General features: G+C 65.1%; 21 protein-coding genes. 9 read left to right on the forward strand and 12 right to left on the reverse strand.

The window, feature by feature from the left end:
• Positions 1-28: 28 nt before the first annotated feature.
• The 11 genes from BN2475_RS08185 to BN2475_RS08235 form a co-directional block, all read right to left on the reverse strand.
• Entirely contained in the window at positions 29-619 is a 591-nt protein-coding gene (locus BN2475_RS08185; protein ID WP_094779034.1) for an MxaK protein, read from the reverse strand.
• Complete coding sequence (locus BN2475_RS08190) at positions 616-1,602, reverse strand: vWA domain-containing protein (RefSeq protein WP_094779035.1); 987 nt, start codon at positions 1,600-1,602, stop codon at positions 616-618. The genes BN2475_RS08185 and BN2475_RS08190 overlap by 4 nt, the downstream gene beginning before the upstream one ends.
• Positions 1,599-2,522: a calcium incorporation protein MxaA gene (locus tag BN2475_RS08195; protein WP_094779036.1), complete on the reverse strand. Its 924-nt coding sequence runs from the start codon at positions 2,520-2,522 to the stop codon at positions 1,599-1,601. The genes BN2475_RS08190 and BN2475_RS08195 overlap by 4 nt, the downstream gene beginning before the upstream one ends.
• Positions 2,519-3,382 carry a DUF58 domain-containing protein gene (locus BN2475_RS08200; protein WP_094779037.1) on the reverse strand — a complete coding sequence of 288 codons (864 nt, stop codon included), beginning with the start codon at positions 3,380-3,382 and terminating at the stop codon, positions 2,519-2,521. Before BN2475_RS08200 ends, BN2475_RS08195 begins: the two co-directional genes overlap by 4 nt.
• Positions 3,383-3,395: 13 nt before the next feature.
• Complete coding sequence (locus tag BN2475_RS08205; protein WP_094779038.1) at positions 3,396-4,415, reverse strand: AAA family ATPase; 1,020 nt, start codon at positions 4,413-4,415, stop codon at positions 3,396-3,398.
• Positions 4,416-4,724: 309 nt separating this feature from the next.
• Positions 4,725-5,717: a LysR family transcriptional regulator gene (locus BN2475_RS08210; protein ID WP_094779039.1), complete on the reverse strand. Its 993-nt coding sequence runs from the start codon at positions 5,715-5,717 to the stop codon at positions 4,725-4,727.
• Positions 5,718-5,722: 5 nt separating this feature from the next.
• A complete protein-coding gene (locus BN2475_RS08215) occupies positions 5,723-6,064 on the reverse strand; it encodes a carboxymuconolactone decarboxylase family protein (RefSeq protein WP_425435491.1) in 342 nt (113 codons plus the stop codon).
• 86 nt (positions 6,065-6,150) lie between these two features.
• A complete protein-coding gene (locus tag BN2475_RS08220; protein WP_425435496.1) occupies positions 6,151-6,855 on the reverse strand; it encodes a hypothetical protein in 705 nt (234 codons plus the stop codon).
• A gap of 44 nt (positions 6,856-6,899) precedes the next feature.
• Positions 6,900-7,811, reverse strand: a complete 912-nt coding sequence (locus BN2475_RS08225) for a substrate-binding domain-containing protein (protein ID WP_094779041.1) — start codon at positions 7,809-7,811, stop codon at positions 6,900-6,902.
• A gap of 33 nt (positions 7,812-7,844) precedes the next feature.
• Positions 7,845-8,264, reverse strand: a complete 420-nt coding sequence (locus tag BN2475_RS08230) for a c-type cytochrome (protein ID WP_094779042.1) — start codon at positions 8,262-8,264, stop codon at positions 7,845-7,847.
• 165 nt (positions 8,265-8,429) lie between these two features.
• Positions 8,430-10,247 (reverse strand): methanol/ethanol family PQQ-dependent dehydrogenase, encoded by a 1,818-nt coding sequence (locus tag BN2475_RS08235; protein ID WP_094779043.1) that lies wholly within the window; start codon positions 10,245-10,247, stop codon positions 8,430-8,432.
• A 421-nt stretch (positions 10,248-10,668) separates the two neighbouring features.
• Between BN2475_RS08235 and BN2475_RS08240 the strand changes: the two genes are divergently transcribed.
• The 9 genes from BN2475_RS08240 (at position 10,669) to BN2475_RS08280 (ending at position 18,868) form a co-directional block, all read left to right on the forward strand.
• Complete coding sequence (locus BN2475_RS08240; protein ID WP_094779044.1) at positions 10,669-11,067, forward strand: 4a-hydroxytetrahydrobiopterin dehydratase; 399 nt, start codon at positions 10,669-10,671, stop codon at positions 11,065-11,067.
• 327 nt (positions 11,068-11,394) lie between these two features.
• Complete coding sequence (locus BN2475_RS08245; RefSeq protein ID WP_094779045.1) at positions 11,395-12,420, forward strand: beta-ribofuranosylaminobenzene 5'-phosphate synthase family protein; 1,026 nt, start codon at positions 11,395-11,397, stop codon at positions 12,418-12,420.
• Positions 12,421-12,552: 132 nt separating this feature from the next.
• Complete coding sequence (locus tag BN2475_RS08250) at positions 12,553-13,479, forward strand: NAD(P)-dependent methylenetetrahydromethanopterin dehydrogenase (protein ID WP_094779046.1); 927 nt, start codon at positions 12,553-12,555, stop codon at positions 13,477-13,479.
• A 10-nt stretch (positions 13,480-13,489) separates the two neighbouring features.
• The gene (locus BN2475_RS08255) at positions 13,490-14,710 is read left to right on the forward strand and encodes an ATP-grasp domain-containing protein (RefSeq protein WP_094779108.1); all 1,221 of its coding nucleotides are present in this window, start codon (positions 13,490-13,492) and stop codon (positions 14,708-14,710) included.
• Complete coding sequence (gene mch, locus BN2475_RS08260; RefSeq protein WP_094779047.1) at positions 14,685-15,713, forward strand: methenyltetrahydromethanopterin cyclohydrolase; 1,029 nt, start codon at positions 14,685-14,687, stop codon at positions 15,711-15,713. Before BN2475_RS08255 ends, mch begins: the two co-directional genes overlap by 26 nt.
• A 53-nt stretch (positions 15,714-15,766) precedes the next feature.
• Positions 15,767-16,786, forward strand: a complete 1,020-nt coding sequence (locus tag BN2475_RS08265; RefSeq protein WP_094779109.1) for an ATP-grasp domain-containing protein — start codon at positions 15,767-15,769, stop codon at positions 16,784-16,786.
• Positions 16,779-17,654, forward strand: a complete 876-nt coding sequence (locus BN2475_RS08270) for a triphosphoribosyl-dephospho-CoA synthase (RefSeq protein ID WP_094779048.1) — start codon at positions 16,779-16,781, stop codon at positions 17,652-17,654. The genes BN2475_RS08265 and BN2475_RS08270 overlap by 8 nt, the downstream gene beginning before the upstream one ends.
• Positions 17,655-17,800: 146 nt before the next feature.
• Positions 17,801-18,310, forward strand: a complete 510-nt coding sequence (gene fae / locus BN2475_RS08275) for a formaldehyde-activating enzyme (RefSeq protein WP_094779049.1) — start codon at positions 17,801-17,803, stop codon at positions 18,308-18,310.
• Positions 18,311-18,433: 123 nt separating this feature from the next.
• Positions 18,434-18,868: a hypothetical protein gene (locus BN2475_RS08280; RefSeq protein WP_094779050.1), complete on the forward strand. Its 435-nt coding sequence runs from the start codon at positions 18,434-18,436 to the stop codon at positions 18,866-18,868.
• A 76-nt stretch (positions 18,869-18,944) separates the two neighbouring features.
• On the opposite strand, the gene BN2475_RS08285 is transcribed toward BN2475_RS08280, so the two are convergent.
• Positions 18,945-19,475 carry a dihydroneopterin aldolase gene (locus BN2475_RS08285; protein WP_094779051.1) on the reverse strand — a complete coding sequence of 177 codons (531 nt, stop codon included), beginning with the start codon at positions 19,473-19,475 and terminating at the stop codon, positions 18,945-18,947.
• Positions 19,476-19,558 lie beyond the last annotated feature (83 nt).

Here is a 19,558-nt window from a genome sequence, read left to right on the forward strand (position 1 = left end):
GAGAAGCCGCGTTCCCCGCTCCCCGCGCTCACGGCAAGTCCTTGCTTTGCGGGTCCCGCACTGTCACGTTGTGCTGCGACTTCACATTGGGCTCGACGGGCGCGCCATCTGTTTCTGGCGCGAGCCAAAGCGCTCGCTCGAGGTTATAGCGAGCGTCCCAATCGTCCGGCGCCGCGCGCAGCAGCCTGCGGTAGCCCGCTTTGGCCTCTCCGATCATATTGAGCGATTTGACGGTGCTCGCGGCGCCCTCTCCCGCGCCCTCGCGCAGATACATGTTGGCGAGATCGAACAGCGCTGTGCGGCCGAGATCGTCAAGACGGTCGTCATGGATCAAGCCAGCGTAGAGCCTGCCAGCCGCATCGTAGGCACCCGCTTTCGAGAGCGCCGTCGCGCGTGCGAGCCGGACCTGCGGCGCGTCGGCGGCGGCGGGGTCCTCGCCCGGCTTGCCGTTCGCGACGCTCGCAGCGCTCACGGCGGTCACAGCGGTCACAGCGGTCACAGCGGCAACGGCCTGATTGATCTGCCCGGCATCCTGAAGCTGTGTCCAGTCATACGCTGCCCAACCGGCGCAGCACAGCGCAATGGTCCCGAACATGCCATGCATGAGAGTGCGCGTCATGGCCAACTCCGTACCTGAAGCAAGCGCACCACGATCAGCATCACCACACCGAACAAAGCGATAGCGAAGCAATACGGACTCCAGTCCTGCCGAGGCAAATGCTCGACAAACGAGGTCAACGCGTTTTGCTGCCGGTTGATCTCGGTGACGGCCGCCATCATCGCCTTTGCGTCGCCCGCCTGGAAAAGCCGGTAAGGCGTCTTCAGCGTCAGAAAATAGCGATGCAATTCGGCTTCGGCCGAAGACTCGCCGGCGGAGGGCGCGGCATTCAGATCCGGGCTATAGATGCTGCTGCGCAAGTAAATGAAGTACAGCGCGATCTGGTTGCGCTGCAGCCCCTGCTGAATGCGTCGCTGCACGGCTTCGTCGAGCCTCGCGCCGCCATCGGAGACGAGCACGATGGCGCGGCGGCCCGACGAGGCGCGGCCATCGAACTGGTCGATCGCGGCCAGCATGCCCCGGTCGAGTTGCGTGTCCGGCATGCCGCGGCCGATTGCCGTGGCGGCGATCGTCTCTTCGATCACCCGATGGTTGTACGTGAACGGCATCGCCAGCAAGGCGCTGGTGCCGAACATCATGAACGCGAGCCGGTCGTTGGGCCGCTGCGTGACGAAGCTCGTCAACGAAGCGCGAGCCACCGTGTTCTTCGCCACGCCACGCGCCGACTCGACGCCCTTGCTGCCCATCGGCTCATCCATGCTCGCGCTGCGATCCATCAGGATCAGGATCTGTGCGCCGCTGCCCATGCGCACCACCTGCAGTTGCGCACGCCCCGGCCCGGCCAGTCCGACGATGATCGCCGCCATCGCCAGCACGCCGCTGCCGCGTGCGAGCCAGCCGGCCCACTGGCCGAAGCGATCGGCTGGCAGCCAGGCGACACTGGAAAACACCAGCGTATCGCCGCGCCGCGCCAGCAAGGGCAGCGCGGCCAGCGGCAACAAGGCCAGCAGCCACGGAGCGGCGAAATCGACAGGCGTGGTCATCGCTGCCGACCCCGTTCAGCCCGATACAGCGCACGGCACAGCGCCTTGAGCGGAAACTCGGTAGCGCTCGGCGCGGGCTCGAAGAAGCGCTCGGACGACGCCTGATAAAAGCGCTCGAGTTGCACGCGCAGCGGTTGCAGATGCGGAGCGCGCGTGAACAGACTGGACAGCGAACCTGAATGGACGACCTGGCCCGCGGTCTCGTTCAGCGCCTGATGCATCCAGAACCAGGCGTCGGTGGACGCAGCGGCTTGCTCACCTTGTAGCCGCTGCATCTGCCGCCATGCGCGCGCAAACGGCAACCGGACCGACTCGCGCCAGTTGCGCCACCGCCACCAGGCCGCCCACACCAGCAACGTAGCGATCAACAGACCGAGCGCCCACGCGATCTGGCGGCGCAGCCCGGCGGTGGCCAGCGCCGCAGCCTCGCGATCCGGCCGCAACGGCTGCAGGTCGCCCGCAGCAAAGGCATTCGGCGGGGTCAGCGGCCCGACGCTCGCCGGCCATTCGGGCACCTGCAATTGCACACCTGCGGCCGACGTCAAGGTCAGCGCAGGCAACGCGATTTTCGTGAGCGTCTGCGGCGCGTTGACGACCTGGTAGCCGATCACCATCCACCGACGACCTCGCGCATCGGTTTCGAACGACGCGGGCCGGCGTTCGAGCCAGACGCCGGTGCGGCCGACTGAAGGTGGCGTGATGCCGCTCACGTCGTTGTCGCCGGCCTGCAGAAGCACGCGTTGCGTGAGGACATCGCCGAGCACGTAGCCGAATGCGCGCGGCTGTTGAACGACCGCGGGCACGACCGTGGCAGCGTCGCTGCCAGCCGCGTGTGCCGCAGCGACCAGCAGCGACGCGATCAGCGCATGTCTGCGCAAACCATCGCGCGTGAAGCCAACCCGGAGCGCCGGCAGTCTCATACCGTCGTCTCCAGAAAGTAGCGCGACATGGCTTCCGGATCAAAGGCGCTTTCGACATGGAACGGCCGGATGCCACGCGCGCCGAAGACGCTGGCGAGCTCCGCGCGACGGTGTGCGACGCCCTCGCGCCAGCTCCGCCGGATGCCGCCGCGCAGCCACACCATGCGTTCTTCACCCGACTCGGCGTCGTTGACGGCCAGCAGCGGACCGTTGCGAGGCGGCGAAATTTCAGCCTCATCCCAAACGACTATCGGCACCACGCACGCGTGGACCAGCATGTCGAGCACGGCCGGCAGTTGCGCGAGCGGCCAGTGAAAGTCGGAGACGACGAAGACGAGCGCCTGCCGCCCGGCGAGGCGCGTCGCGCAGCGCCGCAGCCCTTCGATGCCGCCGCTTCCGCCCGAGCTGCTGACGCACTCGCGCAGCATGGTCGCCAGCAGATTGCCGGTGCCTCGGCCATTTCGCACCGGCATGAAGAGATCGTCGCGTTGGTCCGCATCGAATGCCAGCATGCCCAGCCGATCGCCGACGCGAAACGCACTGTAGCCTAGCGCCTCGACAAAGTCGGCGGCGACCTGCAGCTTCGTTTGACGCGTGCCGAAGTGCATGGACGCCGAGACGTCGACGATCGCCACCACCGGCACCGCCACGCGCTGCAGGTGAACCCGCACGAGCCATTCCGAGCGCGCCGCGCGCACACTCGCCCGCAGATCCAGACGACGCGGGTCCGGGTAGTCGAACAGGCGGCCGTGCATCGCAAACTGCTGGCCGGAGCCGAAACTGGAGCCAGGATGCGAACCCGGTCGAGCCCCGCCCGCGCGCATCGACAAACGGTAGTGAAATTCCGCTGTGCCGTTCATGATTCAGCGCGCCTCATGGCACGGCAACCCTCACCATGATCTGCGCGATCAGCGCCTCGGACAGCTCCTGGCGGCGCAGTTCATAGATCGGCGTGAAGAACACGCGATGACCGAGCGCGGGCATCAGCACGGCATGGATGTCCTCTGGAATCAGATGCGAGCGGCCCGCGAGCCAGGCGACCACGCGGGCGGCCCGCAACAGCGCACTCATGCCGCGGGGGCTCGCGCCCGCGAGTATCAGTTGCTGCATATCGACGCCGTCGAGCGCAATTCCAAAACGCTGCGGCGTTTCCGTTGCCTGCCAGATATCCAGCGCATAGCGCTGGATCGTTTCGCTCGCTTGCACGCCCTGCTGAATCGCCGCACCGACCCGGTTCAATTGCTCCCACGGCACCATGGCCGGCGTCAGTTGGGCGAGCAGTCTGTCGACGTCATGGAACGTCGTATCGAATACCAGCGTGCGCCGTATCTCCGCCTCGGTGGGCGTGGGCATGTTCAGCTCGAACAGGAAGCGGTCGCGCGCCGCCGATGCCAGCTCGAAGGTTTCTTCTTTCTCGACCTTGTTGCGATCGGCGAACACGGTCATATGCGGGAACCGGTATTCGCGGTCGAAACCCCACACCGAGCGCTCGGCCATCGCGCGCAGCAGCAACGACTGGACCTGTGGCCGGGCGCGATTGATTTCGTTGAAGAAGAAAGTGGTCAACTGCTCGCCGTGGCGCAGCAGCGGGCCGGGATCGATACGCGGCTTGCCGTCGGCATCGACATACGTGTGATAGACGAGGTCGCCGGGCATCAGGTCGATGGTGCCCTCGACACGCTCGAACTCTCCCCCGACCACGCGCGCAAACGCGCGCAAAACAGTCGTCTTGCCAACGCCGACCCCGCCTTCGAGCAACACGTGACCCCGGGCGAACAGTGCGACGTTGATGAGCCTTAGAGTCTGCTGCTGGCCTATGACGGCCTTGGCGACTTCCTTTTCGATTTCCAGTGCGCGAAAACGCCAGTCCTGAAGCTGTTCGCCAGAACTCATCGATGCGATCCCCTTCCTGTAGCCGGCCTGAAGCGGTGCCGTCAAAGCTTCATTCCGAAGCGGCGCCACGCGCGTGCTTTTTTGCTTGTACCGGCATGATCTTCGGCGTGAGCGCTTCTGCACCCGCCAGCATCTGTTCAAGCACGGTCTGTGCCGGTCACGCCGAACGAGCGTATCGGCCCACATCGCATCGGGCGCGTTGTCATCCCTTGTCATCCGTTGTCAGCCTGTCACGACATCGGGGTACACACTGTGTCATCGGTCGCGACGTACAACGCACGAATGCCGCGCGAGGACGTCTGCTTCATCTCACGTCCCGGCGTCGGCCGGAAAGCTCGTAAATGCCGCGTACTCGCGCTCCAGATGAGCCGCTGCATGTTCGAGCAGAAACTGGCGAAATATGACGCTGGTCGGCGATAGCTGCTTCGAGCGCAGATGCACGATCTGCCATGTGCGCTCGATCGGCGTGCCGTTCACGTCGAGCAACGCGATCTCTCCAGTGCGCAGTTCCAGCAGCAGCGTATGCAGCGAGATCAGGCTCACTCCCATGCCTGCCATCACCGCCTGCTTGATGGTTTCGTTGCTGCCGAGCGTAATGGTCTTGGCGGGCGTGAACAGATGCTGGCGGAACATCGTCTCGGCAGCCATGCGCGTGCCCGAGCCGGGTTCGCGCAACAGGAACGTATCGCCGCGCAGCTCCTGCAGATCGAAGCGGCGCGCGCCGCGCAGCGGATGATTCAACGGTGCGATCAGCACTTGAGGATGGCGCGCCAACGGCTCGGCCAATGTGTCGAGTTCGGGCGGCGGGCGTCCCATGATCGCAAGATCGATCGCGTTGTCCTGCAGGAGCCGCAGCAGCGCATCGCGATTGCCGACCGAAAAGTGCACATCCACCTTAGGGTACAGATGCGAGTAGAGCGCCAGCAGTTTGGGCGCGAAGTAGGTCGCGGAACTGACGATGCCCACGTCGATCGAGCCGCTGTCGGCCTGCTTGAGCGACATCATCGCATCTTCGGCATCCTTGATCTCACCGAGAATGCGGCTCGCGTGATGCGTCAGCATCTCGCCCGCTTCGGTCAGCGTGAGCCTGCGCGCGACGCGCTCGAACAGACGCAGGCCGACCGCATCTTCCAGCTGATGGATCTGCATCGAAACCGCCGGCTGGGTCAGATGCAGTTCCTCCGCCGCGCGTGCGAAACTCGTATAGCGGCTCGCCACGACGAAGATCTGCAACTGCCGCAGGGTCAATGAGCGGATGAAATTCAGGTTGACCCGATTCGTCGCGAAGCGCCCAGTCTGCATGTGAACTAACCGCTTTGCTGACCGAATGCATCGAGCGCGCGTGCCGAATAGACCAGCGCCGCGCCAGCGTTCAACGCAATCGCCACCGACAACGCCTCCGCCACCTCTTCCTGGCTCGCCCCAGCTTTTGCGGCGGCAGCGCTATGCAGCGCAATGCAACCGTCGCAACGGGTGGTGACGGCGACCGCGAGTGCGATCAGCTCACGCGTGCGCGCGTCCAGCTTGCCAGTGCGGGCAGCGGCGCCGTCTAGCGCCTGGAAACCCGCCAGCGTGGCCGGTGCGACGGCGCCCAGTTTGCCGATGGCCTCCAGCAGTTTCGGCGCGTAGTCTTGTGTGTCGATCAACATGCATGAACCCCATACGGAAGTTAAATGATGGCAGAACGAACGATCTGGATGCGCGCGGGCGGGCTGCGCCCGTCCAGCAGCGTGCGCTAACGGCTGGCCCTCGGCGCGTTGGACGGCTTCAGGGGCGCTTTGGCCGGTGGCGACAGTTTGCGCACGGCGGCCTGGAAGCTCAGCGTCTCCGAGTGCGCCGGATGCGCGAAGTCGTTGTTCGCGCCGGGCACGTCGGTGCGAATCAGCACGACCTGGCCCGGTACGTCATCGGCCAGCACAAAGGTGTAACGCTTGGCCGTGTATTGCGCGAAGCGCGCCGCATTCGGATCGTTCAGGTAAGGCTGCACGACGATACGCCGGGCGCTGACTGACTTGCCGCCGACCTCGCTCGCCACGGTCTCGATGCGCGGCCCGGCCGCGAGCGCGAGGCGCAGGCGCTGCTGAAAATAGCGGCGCTGCCCGCCCGTCAGACCCTGCATCTGCGTGATGTCGTGCTCCAGAAAATAGATGATCACCGGATTGCACTGCAGCCCGCCATTCGGCAACGGCACATTGCCGCTATGGTCCGACACCTGGGCGTCGCCTTTCGCGTTGTCCGCACTGACCACCAGCACCTTGACGAGGTCGGCGCTGTGCGACGGCTGTTCGGAGTTGAGCATCGCGTAGTCGAGCTCGGTTTGCGCCTCAACGCCGTGCAAATGGTCCGTCGTGAAGATGAGCTGTTCAGCCGGTGTGATCTCATCGCTCGCCGACGTTTGCGCCGAATGCGTGGCGAGCGGCACCACGCACATCGTCCACATCATCCATGCGCAAGCCGCGCGAAGCCAGGCGCTTCGTGCACCTCTCATGGCGATGTATCGCCGGGCTTGGGCGCCGGCAGGTCGACCGGTTTGAGCATCGGCACCTGGTAGGTGGTCAGGATACTGTCGATCTTGTCGTGGTTCGCGCCGATCCATTGATCCACCTTGTCTTTCCACGCCTTCTCGCCATAACGGACGCCCATCGAAATCGTATAGTCGAAGCGGATGCCGGGCCCTGCCGGAAACGGCACGAGCCTGACCGTATCGCCGGCGCGTTTGGCGAAGTAACCCGCGATCGGCCCCCACAGAAACACCACGTCGACGTTGCCCGCGTGCAGGTCCCGCTCGATCATCTGGCCTGGATATTCCTGTGGATCGCCGCTTTGCACCTTGTACGAGACCGCCTGATCGATCAGGCCGTGGCCGAGCAGCCAGTCCACCGCCGGGGTCTGCGAAAAGATGCCGAAGCGCAGTTTGTGCAACTGTTCGGGCGGCAGCTTGAGCAGGTCGTCAGGCGTTTTGATGCTGGCGAACTCGGGACGATTCGGTAACACCATCGCGTAGGTCGAGCGCAGATACGGCTGCGTCGTCGAGGTCATGTCATAACCTTTCGGCACCCCGATGATCAGGTCGCAGCGGAAGCGCTCGGTGCCTTCCTCTTTCTCACGCAACGTGTGGCGCACGAAGCCCATGCGTTGCGGGAAATAGGTGTACTCGAGCTTGTAGCCGAAATCTTTCGCCATCTGGCTGGCGATCTGGTTCTCGAACCCTTCGCCCTTGCTGTTGGACAACGGCATGTTGTTCGGATCCGCACACACTCTCAGTATGCCGTCCGCGCCGTCGTTATTGGGCAGCTCCGGGCCGTCCGCCCTGACCGCGGCGCTCGCGAGCGCCGCGCAGCACAGCGCGGCCGCGCTGAGCGCGGCGTGCGCGGACATGCCTCTTTTATGACGCATCGTCACTCCTTGGAAACAATAGCCGCGCCGGCCTTATTTAGCGTCGATGGCCTGCAGATCGCCTGGCTTGATCTGTCCATCAGAGCGCCCCTTCAGAAACGCATAGAGGTTTTCCCAATTCTTCTGCATCATCTGGCTCGAGCTGAAGTCGGGCATACCCTTCTCCACCCTTCCGCCGAACACGGTTCGATGAAACTCAGTCTTGTCCAGGGTCTTGAAGGCCTCGACCAGCGACGGTCCAACCATGCCCTGCTGCTGCGCTCCGTGGCAGCGCTCGCAAGCGAGCGCGCGCCATGTTTTCCACCCTTGCAGCGTATTGCTGTCGACCTTGTTACCGTCGACCACCTTGTATGCGACCTGCGCAACCGCGGGATTGGTCTGCGCGTATCCGACGGGGACCAGGACGAGCGCTGCGGGCAGCGCCGCGAGCAACAAGATTGATCGGCCTTTCATGCACGTGTCTCCTTCAATTTCGATGTGAGCCGCACCCCCGATACGCTTCACGAGCGCATCGGCAAAACGGGCGCCTGCGGATAATTCATCCAGTCAGACTGAGACGGCCGCCGCGCCCTCGTGCAACAGACGCGCCGGCCGTATGGTTCAGTCCTTCCCGGTCATTCAGCTTTTCTCGCCGGGAATCGCGAACACGAAGAGCGTGCCGCCGAGCGCGGTGTACTTCGCCAGTTCACGATAGCCGCCAACTGCGCCCAGACCCTCGGTCGACTTTTCGAGCCCAGCCGCCATGCCGATGCCGGCCCAGCCGCCAATACCCGAGTAGACGCCGATGTACTGCTTGCCGGCATGCTCGTACGTGAAGACGTTGCCGATAATGCCCGACGGCGTCTTGAAGCGCCACAGTTCCTTGCCGTCCTTGATCCGGACTGCCTTGATGTAGCCTTCGAGCGTGCCGTAGAACGCGACGCCGCCAGCGGTAGCAAGCGCACCCGACCAGACCGAGAACTTCTCCGGCTTCGACCAGACGATCTTGCCCTTGGACGCATCCCACGCGATGAAGTTACCCATCGAGTTGTTGTCGTTCGGCCCCGGGTACATCGACAGCGTGGCGCCGACATAAGGCTGTCCCGACACATAGTCGACATCGAACGGTTCGTAGTCCATACAGACGTGGTTGGTCGGCACGAGGAAGAGGTTCGAGTTCGGATCGAACGCCGCCGGTTGCTGGTCTTTCGAGCCGAGCGCCGCCGGGCAGATGCCCTTCACGTTGTGATCGGAGCCTGCTGCCTGGGTCGAGTACGCCGCGTTGCGGATCGGCAGGCCGCTCTTCATGTCGACGCGATCAGCCCAGTTCACCGCCGGGTCGAACTTCTGCGCGACGAGCAGTTGTCCGGTCTCACGATTGAGCGTGTAGCCGAAACCGTTACGATCGAAGTGAACGATCGAGGGCACCTTCTTGCCGTCGATGTTCAGGTCGGACAGGATCATTTCGTTGACGCCGTCATAATCCCATTCGTCGTGCGGCGTCATCTGGTAGACCCATTTCGCCACGCCGGTATTCAGGTCACGCGCGAAGATCGACAGCGACCACTTGTTGTCGCCCGGACGTTGCGTCGGGTTCCATGTACCCGGATTGCCGGTGCCGTAATAGACCAGGTTGAGTTTTGGATCCCACGCATACCAGCCCCACGTGGTCCCGCCGCCCAGCTTCCACTGATCGCCCTTCCACGACTTGAGCGACGAATCCGCGCCCACCGGCACCATCTTGCCGTCGGCATACGTCATCGTCTTCTCGGGGTCGAGCAGCATTTCTTTGTCAGGCCCCGTGCTGTAGGCCGTCCAGACCGGCTTGCCGGTCTTGATGTCATAGGCAATGACGCGCCCACGCACACCGAACTCACCGCCCGAGATACCGGTCAGCACCTTGTCGCCGAATACGTGCGGCGCGTTGGTGTTGGTTTCACCGGCTTTCGGATTGCCGTTCTGCGCGGTCCAGACCACATCGCCTGTCTTCGCGTTCAGTGCCACGAGCTTGGTGTCGGCCTGTTGCAGGAAGATCTTGCCGTCACCGTAAGCGAGACCGCGGTTGACGGTGTCGCAACACATCACGGAGACGACCTGGTCGTCCTGTTTCGGTTGATACTGCCAGAGGAACGTCTGATCCTTCAGGTTGACCGCGATAACCTTGTTAGGAAACGGCGAATGAATATACATCGTGTCGCCGATCACGAGCGGCGCGCCTTCATGGCCGCGCAGCACGCCGGTCGACATGGTCCATGCCACCTGCAACTTGCCAACGTTGTTTTCGTTAATCTGCTTGAGCGGGCTGTAGCGGTGATTCGCGTAATCGCCCGCCTGGGCCGCCCAGTTAGATGGATTTTTCATCAGGCCGTCGAGCTGCGAATCGGCCTGTGCCACGATAGAGCTAAAGGCTGCCGATGCGACGATCGCGAGCCCAAGAACCATAGTGCGTAAGTTCATGTCTCCTCCAGAATTGTCCTGCGGTTCAACTCACGAATGACCCACGCTACCTCGTCGCATCGTGCGCGCCTTCTCGAATGCAGGTAACGATCAACGCCCTATCCCGATCGTTGCCAGGCTTCGCGACGCATGAAGGGCCAACGCATATTCCATGCCGGGACGTAGCGGCGAGCGTCGGCATCGCTCACGCGCGCCCTTGCGCCGCTCGCTGCGCGCGCCGTACTGCGGCCGTGGACCCTTCACAATCGAAGTCACGGTGTGGCAACCTTGAAGCGCTGCGCGAGGCAACGCGGCACATACTGTGTCACCCGAGTGATACGAACCGTGTACTTTGCGATTCATGTCTCGCGCATCAACTGGCGCATCACTTGCGGCAATTGTTAGTTCGGCGGGCGGTTCCCGCATCCGAGGAGCAACAGTCATGGCAAAAGCAGAGCAGGTCTATTCCGACGACGAGATCCAGCAACGCCTCGTCGGTCCGCTGCAGCACTGGTATCTCGAAGATGGCTGGCTGCGGCGCAAGTACAGGACAGAAGGCTGGAAGGGCACGCTGATGGTGGTCAACACGGTGGGACATCTCGCGGAAGCCGCCTGGCATCACCCTGATCTGACGGTGTCCTACGCATTCGTGATCGTGAAGCTCAAGACGCATAGCGCAAAGGGCATCACCGACAAGGACTTCGCGCTCGCGACGAAAATGGAATCGGTGATCCAGTGGCAACCCGGCCTCGAAGACGGCCCGCTCGAAGGCACACCATCCGACGACCAGCGCTTTCGCTACATCAAGTACGACGCGCCGAAAACCGCCCAAGGCAGCTGAGCAGCTGAGGCCCGTGCCGCCCTGCCGCCGCGGTGCTTTGGCGGCTACCGGCTAAGGCTGCCCGAAGCCTCGGGCGAGGTGAAACGCCAAGTGAAACAGCGCGTGACACAGTGCGCCTTCGACGTCACACAGCGTCCATGCGCATGCGGGACACCGAGGCACCCGGCGCGTCTCGCGGCCACTTCATACCGCGGCGGCAAGCGTGATCGGCGTGCCTGGTACGGCTTCTGCTTGAAGACGCCCGGCGCACTGCCGCTATGGCCCGCGATGCATTGACGGGCGCCCTTCGGCCAAACCCTGCCCAGCGCACACACAAGGACACTTGCGATGCCGCTTCAGTTTCGCCGCCTCCCGCCGCATACGGCCGTCACGATCGATGCGCCCGCGCGCCTGCATCTGGGTTTTCTCGACCCGAACGCATCGCTCGGACGCGCGTTCGGCAGCCTGGGACTCGTCATCGACGCACACGGCACACGGCTCGAAGCGCGTGTCGCGCAGCGCGAAGAGATCGACGGCGCAGTGACCGATACGGAACGCGAGCGCATTGCGCTTTGTCTGGCAAAGTTGCAGGCAGCTTACGGACCGGTAACGGTTGCTATCCATGTCGCCCATGCGCCGCGTGCGCACACCGGCCTCGGCTCGGGCACGCAACTGGCGCTGGCCGTCGGCACGGCGTTCGTGCGGCTGCTCGGCCATACGGCGAGCAGCGCCGAGCTCGCCAGCCTGCTCGGACGCGGTGCCCGCTCCGGCGTCGGCATTCTCGGTTTCGATTGCGGCGGACTGCTGCTGGACGGCGGACCGGCCGGCGATCTGCGCCAGAGCGTGCCGCCGCTGCTCGCGCGCCAGGCGTTTCCGGATGAGTGGCGAGTGCTCCTCGTGAGCGACCACGCCCGCGAGGGTTTGCACGGCGCACAGGAACGCCGCGCCCTCGCTTCGCTCGCGCCGTTCCCGCAGCGACTCGCCGCGCACCTGTGCCATCTGGTGCTGATGCGGATCCTGCCGGGCGCCGCCGAGCACGACTTCGCGCCGTTCGCAGAAGGCCTCACCGAGATGCAGCAGATCATCGGCGAATACTTCGCCAGCGCGCAAGGCGGCGTATTCGCGAGCCCCGACGTCGAGCGCGTGCTGCGCGCGGTCGCGGCTGAACGAACCGCGGGCATCGGTCAGACCTCGTGGGGCCCGACGGGCTTTGCGATCGTCGCGAGTGCGCGCGAGGCCGACCGCGCGCTCGCCACGGCGCGTGAAGCGGCACGCGCGATGCCGCATATCGAATGCGCGATCGTCGCGGGACGAAATAACGGTGCGGCCATCCGCTGCGCCGAGTCACGCACGCGGCGCAGCGACGCCGCATGATGCAGCGCCGTTCGAACCGCTGCCGGCATCGCGTCCGGCACCCCCACAGTCACCCATCCCGGCGCATTGCCATGCGCCCTTGCCCTTCCCTTGCGCTGTCCACGAGAGCGCCACTGAAACGAGCCTGCCGCCATGTCCGAACCCATTGAAAGGCCCTATATCCTGCACATGTTCACGGCCACGCCGCAGATGAGTCCGTTCGACGTCAACATGGCGGCCGACGCCGGCTACCAGGTGATCGTGCCGTATTGCGGCGTCGAAGCCGGCATGGTCGCGAACCTGACTCAGGACGCGATTTTTTCCCGCGGTCCCAAAGGCGTGTCGCGCACCGGCATCTTCATCGGCGGACGCGACGTGATGCAGGCCGCCGACATGCTCGACATCGCGCGCAAAGCGATGGTCCCGCCATTCGAAGTCTCGGTGTTCGCCGATCCGAGCGGCTCGTATACGACGGCGGCCGCGCTCGTCGCGCTGGTCGAACGGCATCTGGGCAAACAGCACGGCATGGAATTGGGCGGCAAGCGCGTGCTGATTCTTGGCGGGACTGGCGCGGTCGGGCGCATCGCGGCCGCGATGGCCGCCTCGTGCGGCGCCGACGTGACCATTGCAAGTCATCACGACCGCGCTCGCGCGCTTGCCGTCGCGGCCGAAATCAACCAGCGCTTCGGGATCGTGACCAACGGCATCAGCACGGCGACACCGGGCGAGCTGCGTGGCGCGCTGGCCGATGCGGAGATCGTGCTCGCCACCGCCGTGGCTGGCGTTCAGGTCATCAGCAGCGAAGATCTGGCGTATGCCAGGCGTCTGCTGATCGCCGCGGACGTCAACGCCGTGCCGCCGGAAGGCATTGCCGGCGTCAACGTGATGAACGACGGCAAACCGATCGACGGCGTGCCGAATGCAGGCGCGATCGGCATCGGCGCGCTGGCGATCGGCAACGTCAAGTATCAGGTCGAACACCGGCTGTTCATGCAGATGCGCACGGGTGGCAAACCGGTCTACCTGGGCTTTCCGCAAGCGTTCGACGAAGCCCGCGCGGTCGCCGCCGGTCTTGGCTGAGCCAGCCGTCATGAGGTCGCGCCCGCCACTCTCGCACGCGCCGTTCGTGGCAGTGGCCGGACTGTCCGCGCGCCTGCTCGCGCAGTCCGCGGCGCACGCGGGCCTGCGCGTCGCGGCGCTCGACATCTTTGGCGACCGCGATACGCGCGAGACAGCCGAGCTGTGGTGCGATATCGGCGGCGGCGGCGGGCTGACGATCGACGGCGAACGGCTCACTCACGCGCTCGCCCGCGTCGCGCGCCTGCCGCATTTTCTTGGCTGGATCGGCGGCAGCGGGCTCGAGCCGTTGATGGCGCAACTATGCCGCGCGCCGGGTTTGCCCAGATTGATCGGCAACGATGCACAAGCGAGCGCTGCGGTACGCGAGCCACGGCGTTTCTTCGCACTGCTCGACGCGCTGCAGATCGCGCATCCGGCGGTGTCGTTCGCACGGCCCGCGACGCCCCAGGGCTGGCTGTTCAAACACGCCGACGGTTGCGGCGGCACGCACATCAAAGCGGCATCGGCGCTCGGCACAGAGCCATTGTCCGCGCAGGGCTATTTCCAGCGCATCAGCAACGGCCGTTCGCTTTCGGCGTTATTCATCGGCGCGCGAGGCCGCGCGCACCTGATCGGTTTCGCTGAGCAACTCACCTGCACAGCGGGCAATCTGGCGTTCGTGCATGCCGGCTCGATCGGTCCGATCGATCTGCCGCCAGCGGTCGCGGCGCGCGTGCAGGAAGCCCTCGATGCCCTGTGCGCGCGAACCGGTCTGGTCGGCATCAACAGTTGTGACTTCCTGCTCGACGGCGATGCGTTCGAAGTGCTCGAAATCAACGCGCGGCCGTCGTCCACGATGGCGCTTTACGAAACCGCGTCGCCCGATGCGTGGCCGAACGGACTGCTCGCGTGCCACCTCGATGCGTGCCGTTTTGGCCGCCTGCCATCAACCGCGAGCGCAGCCCCGTCCGTTCAGCCGCGCTGGTGCGCCGGACAGCGCGTGCTCTTCGCACCAAAGCCGTTCACCGTGTCAGCCGGCTTTTCCGATGCCTGCCTGCGCGATCCCCACTGCTGCGATGTGCCGATGCCCGGTACGCGCGTCGAGCCGGGGCAGCCTGTCTGCACGCTGCTCGTGCGCGCGGCGTCGGTGGACGCGGTGCGGCGCGCGCTCGACGCGCAGCGTGCGCTCGTTCTGCAACGAATCGAAACCTGTGACGAACCCGACTATGCCTTCATCCAATGCCACTCCTGAGGCTTCGCAACACCGCACCGCACCCAGCGTCAACGCGCTCGCCGAGCGCCCGGTCGCGCGGCTGATCGACGAGGCGGCGCGCCTCGGCGTCGCACTTACCCGCACGGCCAACGGGACGGTCATCGCCGACGCCGGCGTCGACGCACCCGGCAGCGTCGACGCCGGCGTGCTGATCGCGCGCATCTGCATGGGCGGACTCGGCCGCGTCGCGGTGCGCGCCAACTTCGACGCCGCGCCGCTCTGGCCCACCATGATCGAAGTGCACACATCGTCACCCGTGCTGGCCTGTCTCGGCAGCCAGTACGCTGGCTGGAGCCTCGCGGCGAGCAAGGAGCAGACCGGCGGCAAGAAGTTCTTTTCGCTGGGCTCCGGTCCCGCACGCGCACTGGCCGTCAAGGAGCCGCTGTTCGCCGAACTCGGCTATCGCGACCGTCACGATCGCGGGGTGCTGGTGCTCGAAGTGGACCGTCTGCCGCCACCGGTCATCATCGACAAGGTGTTGCAGGATTGCGGCCTCGCGCCCGACCGGCTCACGCTGATCGTCACGCCGACACACTCTGTCGCAGGAACGGTACAGGTCGTGGCGCGCGTGGTCGAAGTTGCATTGCACAAAGTGCACGTGCTCGGCGTGCCGTTGGACGAGGTCGTAGAAGGCGCAGGCTCGGCGCCGTTGCCGCCGCCCGCGCCAGACGGCATTCAGGCAATGGGCCGCACCAACGACGCGATCCTCTATGGCGGCCGCGTCCATCTGACCGTGAAGCACGACGAGGTCGCGAGGCGCCTCGCCGACACCTTGCCCGCCGCGAATTCGCGCGATTACGGCCGGCCGTTCGCGGACATCTTCACGTCGTTCAACTTCGACTTCTACCAGATCGATCCGGCGCTGTTCGCGCCTGCCGAGGTGTGGGTGAGCAGCCTCGAAAGCGGCGCAACCTATCATGGCGGCCGCCTCGAAGGCGCGTTGCTTCAGGATCAGTGGGGCGGCAAGTCCGTCGCGCCATGACGCTCGCTCGAACGCACCTGAGTCCGCACATGAGTTCGCACATGAGTTCGCACATGAATCCAGACACGAAACCGCAAGGACTTCGCAGCGCGACGTACGCGGGTGTGCGCATCGCGATCATGACCGATGAAACCGGCTGGCACACCGGACGTCTCAAGAAGGCGTTTCGCGCTCGCGGCGCCGAAGCGCGCTGCGTCGATCTCGCGGATTGCCGCATCGACACCACGTGGCAGCCCCACGGGCTGGTGGTGCCGGGCTTCGGCCACGCGCTGCCGGATGCGGTCTTCGTGCGCGGCATCGCCGGCGGCACGTTCGAGCAGGTGACGTTGCGCCTGGGCGTGCTGCACGCGCTGCGCGAATCGGGCGTGCCGGTGTACAACGATGCACGCGCGATCGAGCGCAGCGTCGACAAATCGATGACCAGCTTCCTGCTGCACCGCGCCGGCGTGCCGACACCGGCGACCTGGGCCGTCGAATCCGCGGCGTTCGCCCAACGCGTACTGATGCGCGAAGCGACCGCCGGCCGTCAGGTCGTGCTCAAGCCGCTATTTGGCTCGCAAGGCCACGGACTCAAACGGCTCGGCGCACGCCGCGGCGAGCTCGCGCCATTGCCGTCGCTGGCACGTTACCAGCAGGTCGCTTATCTGCAGCGCTATGTCGCCGGCGGGCGGCCCGGCTTCGACTGGCGCGTGCTGGTGATCGGCGGCCGTGCGGTTGCCGCGATGCGGCGCGTCGGCGGCAAGGGCTGGATTCACAACTTCGCGCAAGGCGCCGTCTGCGAGCCGGCCGAACTCGATCTGCCGCTCGCGCAAACCGCCGTGCAGGCCGCCGCCGCGCTCGGGCTCGACTATGCCGGCGTGGACCTGATCCCCAATCCGGACGATGCCGCGCGTCCGCTCGTGCTCGAAGTCAACGGCGTGGCCGCATGGCGCGGCTTGCAATCGGTCACGCCGGTCGACCTCGCGGCAGCGCTCGCCGACGACCTGCTCGAACGCAGGCTCGCGGCGCAGCGGCGCAGCCGCGAGCAGACTGGCGAACCTGCAGTCGTCGCGCTGCCCGGACGTCATGCGTGAGACCGCCGTAATCCCGCTCGAACAGGTTCGCGCGGCGTTCCTCAAAGCCTGTGCACTCGACGTCGTCACCCCCAAACCCGGCAACGTCAGCGCGCAAAGCCCCGGGCACGGAATGAGCGCGGCGCAGTTCCTCGTCAGCGCGAACGCCGCCATCGACGCACTGTTCGCGAGCGGCGCGTCGGTCGGCCAGCGCATTCTCGATGCCGTCACCCGCACGCACGAGGCGGTCGGCTGCAACACGAATCTCGGCATCGTGCTGCTCGTCGCACCGCTCGCCGCGGCCCTGGAGGAAACCGGGCCAGCGCCCTCGGCGCAAGCCTGGCGCGACGCTGCCTCACGCGTGCTGGCGGGTCTCGATGTCGAGGACGCGTGCCTTGCCTACCGCGCCATCGCACTCGCCAGCCCAGGCGGTCTCGGCGACGCTCCCGAGCAATCGGTCCACGCGCCGCCGACGGTCGGCTTGCGCGACGCGATGCAGCTCGCGAGCGAGCGCGACAGCATCGCCCGCCAATACGCGAACGGCTTCCAGGACATCTTCGACACCGGTCTCGCGGCGTGTCGCGAAGCGCCGGCCGATGCACCCGAAATGGCGATGCTCAACGTGTTTCTCGCCTTTCTCGGCGGCTGGCCCGACTCTCACATTGTGCGCAAGCACGGCATGACGCTGGCGCAGAGTGTCACGCTTGCGGCACGCGAACAGCACCTGCGATGGCAGCACATGCCGCTCCAGTTGCGACGCGCGCTGGCGACTCCCCGGCTCGATGCATGGGACGCCGAACTGAAGGCGCGCGGAATCAATCCCGGCACCAGTGCGGATCTGGCGGTGGCCACGCTGTTCGTCGCCGGCTGTCTCGAAACCGGCCGCTGAGCTCGCGCTTTACTACCCGCAGTGAGCACTGGCACGGAACATGTTAGTTAGTACCGCCGTACATCAAAACGCCGCTACGCAATGCAGGTTCAGGACGACCGCAGGCGGCTCGTCAGCAGACCGTACCCACTCATCGGAGGAACAGAATGGCCAAGATCAACCGCGTCATGATCGGAGAGTCGCTCGTCGGCGACGGCAACGAGGTCGCGCACATCGACTTGCTGATCGGACCGCGAGGTTCGGCCGCGGAAACCGCGTTCTGCAATGCGCTCACGAACAATAAGGATGGCTTCACATCTTTGCTGGCCGTCGTCGCGCCCAATCTACTCGCCAAGCCGAACACAATCCTGTTCAACAAGGTAACGATCAAAGGCGCAAAGCAGGCCGTCCAGATGTTCGGACCTGCCCAGCACGCGGTTGCTCTCGCGGTCGCCGACAGCGTTGAAGACGGCACCATCCCCAAGGAGGAGGCTGACGATCTGTTCCTGTGCGTCGGCGTCTTCATTCACTGGCAAGCGGAGGACGACAAGAAGATCCAGAGTTTCAACTACCAGGCGACGCGCGAGGCAATCAAACGCGCCGTCAATGGCGAACCGACTGCGGCGGAAGTGGTGGCGAAGAAGAGCAGTGTCGCCCACCCGTTCGCGCCTAACTGACAACACACGGGACGCAAGAAGACGCGGCGCCTTCGCACGGGCCCGCGTCTTCGCGCATCCAGTTCAGTCGTTGACAGCACACCGGTTCGTGAAGCAGGTTCATTGCTCTCACAGAGGCATCAAATGATCATCAGATGTCGCGCGCTTCTCGCATTCTTTCTCACATGCTTTCTCGCCTTCACCGGCATGGCGCTGGCAGGACCGCTCGCCTGGGCGGACGGCGCTGCGCCCAGGTCGTCCGCCCAGGCGGGAGGCTACGACTATCCGACCCAAGGCCGTGTCGAATACGTGCTGACCTGCATGGATGACAACGGTCACGATTTCGCCAACGTCTATAAGTGCTCGTGCGTGATAGACAAGATGGCCGCAGCACTGCCGTACGACGAGTTCGTCGACCAGTCGACCTCCTCGAAGTACGCGACGCTCGGCGGCGAAGGCGGCTCCGAGTTCCGCGTCGATCAGGCGAAATCGCAAACGAAGAAATTCCGCGCGCTGCAGAGCACTGCATATCAGGCGTGCGGACTGGGGCCACGGAAAACGCCCACTGCCGCGAAATGATGCGGCGCACGTGACGGTGACGCCGCGTGCCATGCGGCGCCCCGTTGTCGTGCTGCCGTGCTGCCGTGCGTGCTGCTCAGTTCGGCACCAGCCCTTCTCCGAGCGACGCATAGCTGACCAGGCCGGCGCCGTTTGCCGGCAGGTCGCCGCGCCGCCGTTCGATCTGCACGCCGACGGCTGCCACGTCGTCGAATTTGGCCGGCTTCGCGAGCGATACGCGCACCCAGTGAGCGCCGAAGTCGGCAATCAGCAGTTGCGCGACGGTCTCGGCAAGCGCCTCGAGCAGGCGGACGCGATGCGACGCGAACAGGGCAAGCAGCGCATTGCGAACCGCGGCATAGTTGACCGTGTCTTCGATCCGATCCGTCGTGCACGCGCGGATCGCAGGTACGCCGATCGCGAGGTTCATGCGCACGGGTTGCGGAACATGCAGCTCACTGGAGTCGATACCGATGACCGTCTGACCTGTGAAGTTTTCGATGAACACGATGTCCATGCGCTCAGGCAACGCGCTGGTATCGGCGCTGTTGTCGGCGCTGTTGTCGGCGCTGTTGTCGGAGTTGATGCTGGGAAAAGCGGCAAGGCGAACGGTATCGATACGATCCATGGTGTACTCCGCCGCGACGCGGCCAAATGTTAAAACAACAACAAATCCGGAACAGCTGAAGCGGCGAACTGCACACTCTGTGC

The sequence above is a fragment of the Paraburkholderia ribeironis genome, assembly GCF_900019265.1.
In the GTDB taxonomy this organism is placed as follows: Bacteria; Pseudomonadota; Gammaproteobacteria; order Burkholderiales; family Burkholderiaceae; genus Paraburkholderia; species Paraburkholderia ribeironis.